The organism is Sphaerotilus sp., from assembly GCF_031429695.1.
In the GTDB taxonomy this organism is placed as follows: domain Bacteria; phylum Pseudomonadota; class Gammaproteobacteria; order Burkholderiales; family Burkholderiaceae_C; genus Sphaerotilus.
In genome coordinates, this window is sequence record NZ_JANPAB010000086.1 from 77,729 (window position 1) to 89,093 (window position 11,365).

The following is an 11,365-nucleotide window of genomic DNA, read 5'->3' on the forward strand; positions in this document are numbered from 1 at the left end:
CGGTTGTCTCGTGCTCTTGTTGTCTTGTTGTCTTGTCTTGTTCAGCCGTTCGTCGCAGCGAACTCGCGCAGGCAGGCCACCAGCGCCTGCACGCCAGCCAGCGGCATCGCGTTGTAGATCGAGGCCCGCATGCCGCCGACGCTCTTGTGGCCCTTGAGCTGCAGCAGGCCGCGGGTCTTGGCACCTGCCAGGAACGCTTCATTGCGCGACTCGTCCCGCAACTGGAACGGCACGTTCATGCGCGAGCGGCAGGCCGGGTCGATCCGGTTGACGTAGAAGCCGGCGCCCTCGCCGTCGAGGTAGCCGTAGAGCAACCCGGCCTTCTCGATGGCGCGGCGCTCCATCTCGGCCACGCCGCCCTGGCGCTTGAGCCACTGGAACACCAGCCCGGCAATGTAGATGCCGTAGGTCGGCGGCGTGTTGTACATCGAGGCGTTGTCGGCCACGGTCTTGTAGTCGAAGGCACTCGGGCAGATCGCCAGCGCGTGGCCGAGCAGGTCTTCACGCACGATGACGATCGTGACGCCGGCCGGGCCGATGTTCTTCTGCGCGCCCGCGAACGCCAGACCGACCTTCGACCAGTCGATCGTGCGCGAGAGGATGTGCGACGAGCAGTCGATCACCAGCGCGGCGTCGCTGCCGAGCGCCTGCAGGTTCGGCAGCGCCTGGAACTCGACGCCGTGGATCGTCTCGTTGGTGCAGACATGCACGTACCGCGCCCCCGGCCGCAGCGCCCAGCCAGCCGGATCCGGCATGGTCAGGTGCCCGCCCTCGGCATTGCTGGCGATGACCTGGGCGTTGCAATAGCGCAGCGCCTCCTTGGCCGACTTCTGCGACCACGAACCGGTGATGACGAAGTCCGCCTGCTCGCCGCGCGACAGGTTCATCGGCACGATCGCGTTCTCGGCCAGCCCGCCGCCCTGCATGAACAGGATGCGGAAGTTCGCCGGCACCGCCAGCAGCGCGCGCAGATCGGCCTCGGCCGCTTCGGCGATGGACATGAACTCGCGGCCGCGGTGGCTCATCTCCATCACGCCGATGCCGGAGCCATGCCAGTCGAGCATCTCGGCCGCGGCTTCGCGCAGAACTTCTTCGGGCAACGCCGCCGGGCCGGCGGAGAAGTTGTAGGGACGCTGGGACATCGTCAACTCACAGGCAGAACACAGGGAATGGCGTGACGGACTGGCATTACTTCTTGGCAGGCGCCGAGGCACCCTTGGCCGGAGCCGCCGGCATGCCCAGACGGCCACTGACGCTGCGGTCCAGGGCCTGCAGCTTCGGCTCGACGATCGGGCGTGTCTCGGCGACCAGCTTCTCGGACAGTCCCTTCTGGATCTCGGGGGACATCTGCTGGTAGCGGCGCACCACCGGCGACTCCAGCCAGCCCACCAACTGCTTGAGTTCGTCCTCGGTGAACTTCTCGTCGAGCAGCGGCCCCATCACGCCCGGCGCCATCTTCAACGCCTTGTCGCGCAGCAGCGGATTCGTCTCCTCGACGTACTTGCGGATGTCGGCCTGGATCTCCTTGGCCAGCGCCTCACGCTTTTCAGGCGCGATGCGGGTCTGCAACACCTGGCCGGCCTGCTGCATCATCGCCATGGCCGGTTGTTCGACGAGGCTGCGGGCGATGCCCTCGACCCCGCCCTGCTGCAACTGGATCACCTTGGCGATCAACTCCTTCTTGGCGGCGCTGGTCTCGGCCACGGCCAAGGTCGGGGCGGTCATCAGCACACACAGGGCGCCGGTCGTCAGCGCCGAGCGCCACAGATTGGAAGTCATCAGACGCCTTCCCCGGTGGTGTCACCGGCATCGGTTTCAGGATTGGCAAAATCGGCGTCCGGCGCGGTATCGACCACAGCTTCGGCGGCAGCATCGTTCTCGACGATCCGCTGCAAGCCCGAGAGCTTGGAGCCTTCGTCCAGCGCGATCAGCGTCACGCCCTGGGTGGCGCGGCCGAGTTCGCGGATCTCCGACACCCGGGTGCGCACCAGCACGCCGCGGTCGGTGATCAGCATGATCTCGTCGGCGGAGCGGACCAGCGTTGCCGCGACCACGCGGCCGTTGCGCTCGGTCTGCTGGATGGCGATCATTCCCTTGGTGCCTCGACCGTGGCGGGTGTACTCAACGATGGAGGTGCGCTTGCCGTAGCCATTTTCAGTGGCGGTGAGCACGCTCTGGGTCTCGTCCTCGGCGACCAGCATCGCGATGACGCTCTGCCCTTCTTCCAGCGCCATGCCGCGCACGCCCCGCGCCTGCCGACCCAGCGGGCGCACGTCGTTCTCGTCGAAGCGCACCGCCTTGCCGCCATCGCTGAACAGCATCACGTCGTGCGCACCGTCGGTCAGCGCGGCGCCGATCAGGTAGTCGCCCTCGTCCAGGTCGACGGCGATGATGCCGGCCTTGCGCGGGTTGCTGAAGTCGTCCAGCGCCGTCTTCTTGACCGTGCCACGGGCCGTGCACATGAAGATGTAGTGGTCGGCGGGGAAGCGGCGGTTGTCGCCTGTCAGCGGCAGCACGACGGTGATCTTCTCGCCCGGCTGCAGCGGGAACATGTTGACGATCGGCTTGCCGCGGCTGGCGCGCCCGCCCTGCGGCACCTCCCACACCTTCAGCCAGTACACACGCCCGCGGTCGCTGAAGCACAGGATCCAATCGTGCGTGTTGGCGATGAAAAGCTGGTCGACCCAGTCGTCGTCCTTGGTCGCGGTCGCCTGCTTGCCGCGGCCACCGCGCTTCTGCGAGCGGTATTCGGCCAGCGGCTGGCTCTTGATGTAGCCAGTGTGACTGAGCGTCACGACCATGTCGGTCGGCGTGATCAGGTCTTCGGTGCCGAGTTCCTGCACGTTGTGCTCGACCACCGAGCGGCGTGCGCCCACCTTGGTCTGGCCGAACTCCAGCTTCAGCGCGGTCAGCTCCTCGCTGATGATGAAGGTCACGCGCTCGGGCTTGGCCAGGATGTCGAGCAGGTCGGCGATGACCGCCATCACGTCCCGGTACTCGCCGATGATCTTGTCCTGCTCCAGCCCGGTGAGCCGCTGCAGACGCATCTGCAGGATCTCGCCGGCCTGGTCGTCCGACAGCCGGTACAGGCCGTCCGGCTGCATGCCGTAGTGCGCGGGCAGGCCTTCCGGGCGGTAAGCTTCACGGCCGCCGAGGGTGCCGGCTTCTTCGGCACGGGCGAGCATGTCGCGCACGAGCTGCGAATCCCAGCTCTTGTGCATCAGCGCGGCCTTGGCGACCGGCGGCGTGGGCGAGGCCTTGATGATCTGGATGAAGTCGTCGATGTTGGCCAGCGCCACGGCCAGGCCTTCGAGCACATGCCCCCGCTCGCGCGCCTTGCGCAGCTCGAACACCGTGCGGCGCGTCACCACCTCGCGGCGGTGCTCCAGGAAGATCTCCAGCAGCAGCTTGAGGTTGCACAGGCGCGGCTGGCCGTCGATCAGCGCCACCATGTTCATGCCGAAGCTGTCCTGGAGCTGCGTCTGCTTGTAGAGGTTGTTCAGCACGACCTCGGGCACCTCGCCGCGCTTCAGCTCGATCACGACCCGCATGCCGGACTTGTCCGACTCGTCCTGGATGTGGCTGATGCCGTCGATCTTCTTTTCGTGGACCAGCTCGGCGATGCGCTCCAGCAGCGTCTTCTTGTTCACCTGGTACGGGATCTCGTCCACGATGATCGACTGGCGCTGCCCGCGGTCGATGTCCTCGAAGTGGACCTTGGCGCGCATCACCACGCGACCGCGCCCGGTGCGGTAGCCCTCGCGCACGCCGCTGACGCCGTAGATGATGCCGGCGGTCGGGAAGTCCGGCGCCGGGATGATCTCCATCAGTTCGTCGATGGTCGCCTCGGGGTGCTGCAGCAGGTGCAGACACGCGCTCACCACCTCGTTGAGGTTGTGCGGCGGGATGTTGGTGGCCATGCCGACCGCGATGCCGGACGAACCGTTCACCAGCAGGTTGGGCAGGCGGGCCGGCATCACCAGCGGTTCTTTTTCGCTGCCGTCGTAGTTCGGCCCGAAATCCACCGTCTCCTTGTCCAGATCGGCGAGCATTTCGTGGGCGATCTTGGACAGGCGGATTTCGGTGTACCGCATGGCAGCGGCGTTGTCGCCGTCCACCGAGCCGAAGTTGCCCTGGCCATCGACCAACATGTGGCGCAGCGAGAAGTCCTGCGCCATGCGCACGATCGTGTCGTAGACCGCCGTGTCGCCGTGCGGGTGGTACTTGCCGATCACATCCCCGACGATGCGGGCAGACTTCTTGTAGGGGCGGTTCCAGTCGTTGCTCAGCTCGTGCATCGCGAACAACACGCGGCGATGCACCGGCTTGAGTCCGTCGCGCGCATCCGGAAGCGCCCGTCCGACGATCACGCTCATGGCGTAATCCAGATAAGAGCGGCGCATCTCCTCTTCAAGGCTGATGGGCAGTGTTTCTTTGGCGAATTGAGTCATGCGGTCAGGGTCCCAGCGCGGACGATCGAGCCCTGCATTCTACGAGCCACGCAATGTCGTCGCGGCGCAACAGCCGCTCTGGAAGGCGCCGTTGCCCCGAACGATCCGCTTGACCTCGTATGGCACAATCAATTTGTCGGTCCCTAGCGCCGCGCTCTCATCGGCAAGCATGGGCCGCCGCTTTTTCTGCATCTTGCAGCCCGATTTGCGGCTTTTCTCGAGAGGAGAACCATGAACAAACTCAACAAGGTTGCACTGCTGTTCGCGTCGGCCGCACTGGCCGCCTGTGCGACCGGTGGCTCGACTTCCGGCGCAATGGACAACTGGCGTGCTGCTGACGGCACTGTCGTCAAGAACGGCACCAACGAACTGTGCTGGCGCGATGCGCCCTGGACCCCGGCGACCGGCGTGCTGCCGTGCGACGGTGTTCCGGTTCCGGCCAAGCCAGCTGCTCCGGCACCTGCGCCCGCTCCGGCACCTGCGCCCGCTCCGGCACCTGCACCTGCGCCCGCTCCGGTGGCTCCGGCTCCGGTCGTCGCACCCGTGGCAGCCCCGGCTGCCCCAGTCAGCGAGAAGGTCACCTTCGCCGCCGACGCATTCTTCGACACCAACAAGTCGGTGCTGAAGAAGGAAGCAGGCGCCAAGCTCGACGATCTGGTCAGCAAGGTCAAGGACATCAACCTCGAAGTCATCATCGCAGTCGGCCACACCGACAGCGACGCTTCGGATGCCTACAACCAGAAGCTGTCGGTCCGTCGTGCGGAAGCCGTCAAGAAGTATCTGGTCAGCAAGGGCATCGAGCCGAACCGCGTCTACACCGAAGGTAAGGGCGAGAAGCAGCCTGTCGCCGACAACAAGACGAAGGAAGGCAAGGCCAAGAACCGCCGCGTCGAGATCGAAGTGGTCGGCACGCGCGCCAAGAAGTAAGCAGCTTCGGCTTGCTCACAACGAACCCCGCTCCGGCGGGGTTTTTTCATGGGCGAACCGCTTCGACGACTTCGACTAGGATCACCGGATGACGACGATGACCAACGCCGATCCCAAGGAACTCGCCAAGTTCAGCGAGCTGGCCCACAAGTGGTGGGATCCCGACAGCGAGTTCCGCCCTCTCCACCAGATCAACCCGCTGCGCCTGGGCTGGATCGAGCAATGCGCCGGCCCGCTGGACAGGCGCCGGATCGTTGACGTCGGCTGTGGCGGCGGCATCCTCAGCGAAGCCATGGCACGCAAGGGCGCCGAGGTGCTCGGCGTCGATCTGGCTGAACGTTCCCTGAAGGTTGCCCAGCTTCACGCGATGGAAGCGGGCATTGACAACGTGCGCTATCGCGAGGTCGCTGCCGAGGTATTGGCCGATGAGCAAGCCGGCCAGTTCGACATCGTCACCTGCATGGAGATGGTCGAGCATGTGCCTGATCCTGCCGCCATCGTTGCAGCCTGCGCCAAGCTGGTGAAACAGGGCGGCTGGGTTTTCCTGTCGACGCTGAACCGCAGCCCCAAATCCTTCCTCTTCGCCATCGTCGGCGCCGAATACCTGCTGCGGATGCTACCCGCCGGCACACACGAGTACGCCAAGTTCATCCGCCCGAGCGAGCTGGCGACCTGGTGCCGCTCGGCGGATCTGGACCTGCTCCACACCCGCGGCATGGAATACAACCCGCTGACCAAACGCTACTGGCTCAGTGGAGACACCAGCGTCAATTACCTGCTGGCGTGCCGCAAGGGGACACCGTGACCGCGGCACAACGTGTCCATGCGGTGTTGTTCGATCTTGACGGCACGCTGATCGACAGTGCGCCAGACTTGGGTGGCGCTGGCAACGACCTGCGTGAACGGCGTGGTTTGCCTGCCCTGCCCCTCACCGAATTCCGGCCGATGACTGGTGCAGGCGCCCGCGGCATGCTGGGCATCGCGCTACAGATCACGCCGGAGCACCCGGAGTTCGAGCCCCTCAAGCACGAGTACCTCGCGATCTACGAGGCCCGCATGACCCGGCTGACGCGGGTCTTCGATGACATGGCACCTGTGCTCGGCGCACTGGACGCAGCCGGCGTACCTTGGGGCATCGTGACCAACAAGCACAGCCGCTTCGCAGCGCCCGTCGTGGAAGCGGCGGGGCTGCACCAGCGCAGCCGCGTGCTGGTCTGCGGCGACACGACACCCCACGCCAAGCCACACCCTGCCCCGCTGCTCGAAGCCGCGCGGCGCATGGGTGTCGATCCGGCCCGCTGCCTGTACGTCGGTGACGACCTGCGCGACGTACAGGCAGGCCGCGCCGCCGGAATGGGTACGGTGGCAGTGGCCTGGGGCTACCTCGGTCAAGGCGAGCCGATCGAGGCGTGGGGCGCCGATCACCTGATCAATTTACCGACCGAACTCTTGAACTTGCCCGGAATGACCTAAACTATGTGGCTCAGGGGCCGACCTGGTTTCGACGTGGGTTCGGAATTGGAGTAGGGCGTGTCGAGCACCAGTTCGCTCGTAAAACCACTGGAAACAAAGTAACTGCGAACGACTCTACGTACGCTCTCGCCGCTTAACACCGGCGAGCCTCTCAACGGTTGGCCGATGGGCCGGGTCCGCAAGGGCTGAGAGGTAATACACATGGGCTGGTCTCCGGTGGTGTCACACAGCCGGGGACAAGACAAAGTGACTGGTGTTGTCTGAAGGGTGTTCCTGCCCGTCAGCGACATGAGACTCAAATCAGAGAACTACACACGTAGAACTGCCCAAGGATGGCTTGCGGACGGGGGTTCAATTCCCCCCGGCTCCACCACATCAAGGTTCGCAGACGTTCGCATAAGTCCGCAGAACCACCAAAAAGCCCTAGAGAATCAACGCTCTGGGGCTTTTTTTCGTCCGCATGAGGTCGCACCAGTTCGCTACCTTCCGCGCTCCCCGTGGAAGAACTAAAGGAAGAACCTCAGAATCAGGTTCTTCCACCTGAAAAGTTCTTCCTCATGGCCCGTCACCTGATCCCATCCGACAAGACCATCAAGGCACTGAAGCCCGGTGCGACCGATGACGACGGGGCGCCCGTCAAGCGGCTGAACGACGGGGACGGGCTGTTCCTCATGCTGTGGGTGAAGGGCGGCGCCCACGGGTGGCGCTTCCAGTACGTGCTCAACGGTCGAAAGAACATCCTCAGTCTGGGCACCTACCCGGACACGGGGCTGGCACTGGCCCGGCGCAAGGCCGACGAGGTGCGGGCGCTGGTGGCCGCAGGGACCGACCCGAGCGAGAAGCGCAAGGCGGAGAAGGTCGAACACGACCGCCAGCACGAGGAACGCCAGCGGGAAGCGGCGGGCCTGCCACCTGTGGGGAGCTTCGAGGCTGTGGCCCGCGAGTGGCTGGAAGAGGTTCACGCCCACAAGGTCAGCCCGGGCCACGCCGACCGGACCCGCATCCGCTTGGAGCAGCATGTGTTCCCGTGGCTGGGACGGGTGGCGCTGGCCAGCGTGACGGCGCCGAAGCTGCTGGAATGCCTGCGGCGGGTGGAGAAGCGCGGGACGGTCGAAACCGCGCACCGGGTGAAACAGGCGTGCGGGCAGGTGTTCCGGTACGGCATCGCCACGGGGCACTGTGAGCGTGATCCGTCGGGCGACCTGCGGGACGCCCTGCGCCCTGTCGTGGTCACGCACCATGCGGCGCTGACCGAGCCGCGACGGGTGGGCGAGCTGCTGCGGGCCGTGGACGGCTACCCCGGACAGCCGACGACCCGGGCCGCCCTGCTGCTGTGCGCCCTCACCTTCCAGCGACCGGGCGAGGTGCGGGGCGCGGAGTGGGCAGAGTTCGACCTGGACGCGGGAACCTGGCTGATCCCCGGGCACCGGATGAAGCGCAGCGTGCAGGGCAAGGCGACGGGACCGGCGCACCTGGTCCCCCTGTCTCGGCAGGCCGTGGCCGTGGTGCGCGAGCTGCAGCCGCTGACGGGTGGCCGGGTGCATCTGTTCCCGGGCCTGCGCTCGCCGAAGCGGCCCATCAGCGACGTGACCCTAGGCGCTGCGCTGGCCCGGCTCGGGTTCGGCAATGACGAGATGACGGCGCACGGGTTCCGGGCGATGGCCCGCACGATGCTGGCCGAACGGCTGGGCGTGGCCGAACCCGTCATTGAGGCGCAACTGGCCCATGCCGTGCCCGATGCGCTGGGGCGGGCGTACAACCGGACCGAGTTCGCCGACCAGCGCAGGCAGATGATGCAGACGTGGGCCGACTACCTGGACACGCTGCGCACCGGGGCGCAGGTGATCCCGATCCGGGCCGCCTGATCCTCGGGCCTTCCTTCCTGGTGCTGACTGCTGGCAGACCGCCACGCCCCTGACTCGGCACGACCTCACGCACACCACCAGCCCGGCCCCTGTGGCCGGCTTCGTCTGTCTGGCTGGGTGTTCCTGGCTGGCGTGAGCCTGTCCGTGTGGACTGCTGTGCAGGGGGCAGGCTGGCCCGGCCTGCCGGTGATCCGGTAGCCGCCGGGGAGAGGCGGCGGAGCGGGTTCCCCTACGCGCTGCACTGGCTGGAACGGGGGCGCCAAGGCAGAAAGACCAGCGAAATCAACGACTTGCGGGAACTGTGGTGAATTCGTGAGGCTGGCGCATGCACACCTTACCGGGGACAAATCAGGTTTCAGCCATGTGCAGACACCAGAAATCCCAATGAAATCAAGCACTTAGAACAGATTCAGGCCGTCAGGATCTGCCGGGGACAGACCGGGGACACCAGAGGGAGAGGCAACGGGGACAGACCGGGGACAGCCGGGGACAGATGAGAGAAGGAGAGAACTCTTCTTCCTTCCCTTCCTGTCGTGGTCGGGGTGGTCGGTGCCAGTCCTGGCCGGGCACCCCACCCCCCCCTATAGGTTCTTCCGGGGGTGGAATTCACCGAGGGTAATTCGCCCCGCGACCGTTTCCGGCTGCAAGGCGGGTTAATCGAGGTTATTCGAGGTTATGGGGGGTTATGTCGATAGAGGAGTCCTATCGACTGCCGTCCCATTTTGGGCGTGTCTGCTGCCCTTCTCCCTGGCGCACGTCCCTGGCCTGTTGCGGACGGATGGCGCGATGAGGTCACCTGCGCAAGCCCTCCCCGGCTGGGGTGTGTGTGCGTTTTTGCAGGATTACGCACTCATGCGCACTCATGCGCACGATTCAGGAAGGTTTGTGCTACGCTTTGGGCAGGTGCTTGAAAACACCTCAGAATCAGCGGTTTGCCGCCCCGTCAGTGCGGCTTTGTCACGTCCAGAATCTTCCGGTTTCGGCGTGGTGGCCCTTGTCCGTAAGGCTGGGGGCATGGCTGATTCCATGTTTTCAACCACCACGCCCCCCTCTCGCCATGCTTGAAAACGTGGCAACAGGGGACGCACCGAGTTCAATCAGGAACCGTGACCATGACGACCACCCACACCGCCACTGAACAGGCCACCAGCACCACCGCTGCCCCGTTCACCCTGCCTTCCCCTGCATCGGCCTCATTCGACACGGCCACCGCGCTGCGCCAAGTCGGCGAGCTGGTCACGCTGCTGACGTGTGCCCTGTCCTATGCCGACTCCTACGACCTGGACGCCCCGTACCACGCCCGCAACCTGATGGGCTGCGCCTTCGACAGCGCCGAGCGCCTGCACGCTGCGCTGATGGCCGTGACGAACGAGGCGGTGCCAGCATGAACGCCATCACCCGCCTGTTCTTCCCCGCCGCCATGCGGCGCCTGGCACTGCGTGAGCGTGCCTTTCGCGTGATCGCCACTGATCGGAGCGCACGATGACCACCAGCCAGAAATCCGCAAGCCCTGAGCCGCTGTTCCGGCCGTTCGCGTGGGATTACCAAGACGTGGGCCTCGGCGACACGCTGCCGGCGCATGCGGTCCGTGCTTCTGCATCAACCGTGCGTGACCTGGCGTGTGGCGCTGCCGTGGTGCTGGAGATGATCGAGCGCAGCCAGATAGACCGCTGCGATACCGATGACGAGCCGCTGCTGAGCCGGTTCCACGAAGGGGCCTTGATGCGCCTGGCCATCGCAGCGATGCGCATGGTCGAGCGCGATGCAACCGAACTGTTTGCCATGCAGGTGACAAAGCAAACGTAATGGGGCCGGTGCGCACCGACGGCGGTGGGCGGTACATCGGCAGAGGAAACAGACGATGACCAAAGCCGAGGAAAGCAAGATGGACACGCCAATCTTGGTGAACGTGCTGGACAGGATGCGCGCCGAAGCCGATGAACGACGCAGCGCAGCCGCCGCCCGCCGCGCTGCGAAGGAAGCACACGAAGCGCAGTTCATCAACTTGACGCAGTTGTGCGAACGGGTCGGGCGCGGCCACCACCTCGACCGTTTACGGTGTCGAGATGTCGTGTTCAGGGTGCTGCGCACCGACTGGACGCCGCTGCACTGCCTGCTGGTCCGCCGAGATGCCGATATCCAAGCTGAAGAGACACGATGGCTACCGCTGCCTCCTGTGCCTGTAGTGAGCCTATACAGAGGTTTTGGGGTCAGCGATTCGCAGTGCTACACCGTGGTGGACCTGAACGGCGCTCCGGCCTCTTCTGACCCGCTGGCGTCGGCACTTGGTCTACACCACATACATGCCGACATCAAACCCGAGGCCGTGCGTCGTCTGGGCGGGTTCAGTTCCGACGCACTGGCGATCAGGATTGAAGACGCCGAACGCCTGTTCGGCCTTCAAGCGAAGGCCAATAGCGAAACTGCCAATACAGATCTGGCGCCCGCTTCTGGCGCTGCCCGCGTCACCGAGACGCTGCCTGTAGACGTTCCGCCAGTCGTGCGGGAACTGTCCTGGTCAAGTTATTTCGCACAGCCCGATAGGTTGTGTGATTGCCGATTGCTGCTCGAAGGCATTGGGAGGCAAGTTGCCCAGTGTGGAGTGCAGACGCACGCTGTTGTAGAAGCTGACGATGTAGTCGGCGATGT

10 protein-coding genes and 1 other RNA gene are annotated in these 11,365 nt (G+C 65.3%); 8 read left to right on the forward strand and 3 right to left on the reverse strand.

Annotated features, from left to right (window positions below; genetic code table 11):
• Window positions 1–41 precede the first annotated feature (41 nt).
• Genes serC through gyrA form a run of 3 tightly spaced genes read right to left on the reverse strand, consistent with a single transcriptional unit; the run spans window position 42 to window position 4,451 of the window.
• Window positions 42–1,142, reverse strand: a complete 1,101-nt coding sequence (serC, locus tag RMP06_RS17040) for a 3-phosphoserine/phosphohydroxythreonine transaminase (protein WP_310462987.1) — start codon at window positions 1,140–1,142, stop codon at window positions 42–44.
• Window positions 1,143–1,188: 46 nt separating this feature from the next.
• Window positions 1,189–1,779, reverse strand: coding sequence for a DUF2059 domain-containing protein (locus tag RMP06_RS17045; protein ID WP_310462988.1), 591 nt, complete (start codon window positions 1,777–1,779; stop codon window positions 1,189–1,191).
• Entirely contained in the window at window positions 1,779–4,451 is a 2,673-nt protein-coding gene (gene gyrA / locus RMP06_RS17050; protein ID WP_310462989.1) for a DNA gyrase subunit A, read from the reverse strand. Before gyrA ends, RMP06_RS17045 begins: the two co-directional genes overlap by 1 nt.
• Window positions 4,452–4,682: 231 nt before the next feature.
• On the opposite strand from gyrA, the gene ompA reads away from it, so the two are divergent.
• The 8 genes from ompA to RMP06_RS21515 form a co-directional block, all read left to right on the forward strand.
• Window positions 4,683–5,378, forward strand: a complete 696-nt coding sequence (gene ompA, locus RMP06_RS17055; protein WP_310462990.1) for an outer membrane protein OmpA — start codon at window positions 4,683–4,685, stop codon at window positions 5,376–5,378.
• Between the two features lie 88 nt (window positions 5,379–5,466).
• Window positions 5,467–6,183, forward strand: coding sequence for a bifunctional 2-polyprenyl-6-hydroxyphenol methylase/3-demethylubiquinol 3-O-methyltransferase UbiG (ubiG, locus tag RMP06_RS17060; protein WP_310462991.1), 717 nt, complete (start codon window positions 5,467–5,469; stop codon window positions 6,181–6,183).
• Window positions 6,180–6,851 (forward strand): phosphoglycolate phosphatase, encoded by a 672-nt coding sequence (gene gph / locus RMP06_RS17065; RefSeq protein WP_310462992.1) that lies wholly within the window; start codon window positions 6,180–6,182, stop codon window positions 6,849–6,851. The genes ubiG and gph overlap by 4 nt, the downstream gene beginning before the upstream one ends.
• Before the next feature lie 13 nt (window positions 6,852–6,864).
• Window positions 6,865–7,224: a transfer-messenger RNA gene (ssrA, locus tag RMP06_RS17070) on the forward strand.
• A 184-nt stretch (window positions 7,225–7,408) separates the two neighbouring features.
• Window positions 7,409–8,716, forward strand: a complete 1,308-nt coding sequence (locus tag RMP06_RS17075) for a tyrosine-type recombinase/integrase (RefSeq protein WP_310462993.1) — start codon at window positions 7,409–7,411, stop codon at window positions 8,714–8,716.
• A gap of 1,112 nt (window positions 8,717–9,828) precedes the next feature.
• The gene (locus RMP06_RS17080) at window positions 9,829–10,104 is read left to right on the forward strand and encodes a hypothetical protein (RefSeq protein ID WP_310462994.1); all 276 of its coding nucleotides are present in this window, start codon (window positions 9,829–9,831) and stop codon (window positions 10,102–10,104) included.
• Between the two features lie 94 nt (window positions 10,105–10,198).
• Window positions 10,199–10,522 carry a hypothetical protein gene (locus RMP06_RS17085; protein ID WP_310462995.1) on the forward strand — a complete coding sequence of 108 codons (324 nt, stop codon included), beginning with the start codon at window positions 10,199–10,201 and terminating at the stop codon, window positions 10,520–10,522.
• Window positions 10,523–10,577: 55 nt separating this feature from the next.
• Window positions 10,578–11,365, forward strand: a 788-nt coding sequence (locus RMP06_RS21515; RefSeq protein WP_310463000.1) for a hypothetical protein, incomplete at its 3' end; no start/stop codon positions are given.

Coding starts and splice junctions, on each gene's coding strand:
- serC (WP_310462987.1), bottom strand. CDS start 1,142: ATGTCCCAGCGTCCCTACAACTTCTCCGCCGGCCCGGCGGCGTTGCCC.
- RMP06_RS17045 (WP_310462988.1), bottom strand. CDS start 1,779: ATGACTTCCAATCTGTGGCGCTCGGCGCTGACGACCGGCGCCCTGTGT.
- gyrA (WP_310462989.1), bottom strand. CDS start 4,451: ATGACTCAATTCGCCAAAGAAACACTGCCCATCAGCCTTGAAGAGGAG.
- ompA (WP_310462990.1), top strand. CDS start 4,683: ATGAACAAACTCAACAAGGTTGCACTGCTGTTCGCGTCGGCCGCACTG.
- ubiG (WP_310462991.1), top strand. CDS start 5,467: ATGACGACGATGACCAACGCCGATCCCAAGGAACTCGCCAAGTTCAGC.
- RMP06_RS17075 (WP_310462993.1), top strand. CDS start 7,409: ATGGCCCGTCACCTGATCCCATCCGACAAGACCATCAAGGCACTGAAG.
- RMP06_RS17080 (WP_310462994.1), top strand. CDS start 9,829: ATGACGACCACCCACACCGCCACTGAACAGGCCACCAGCACCACCGCT.
- RMP06_RS17085 (WP_310462995.1), top strand. CDS start 10,199: ATGACCACCAGCCAGAAATCCGCAAGCCCTGAGCCGCTGTTCCGGCCG.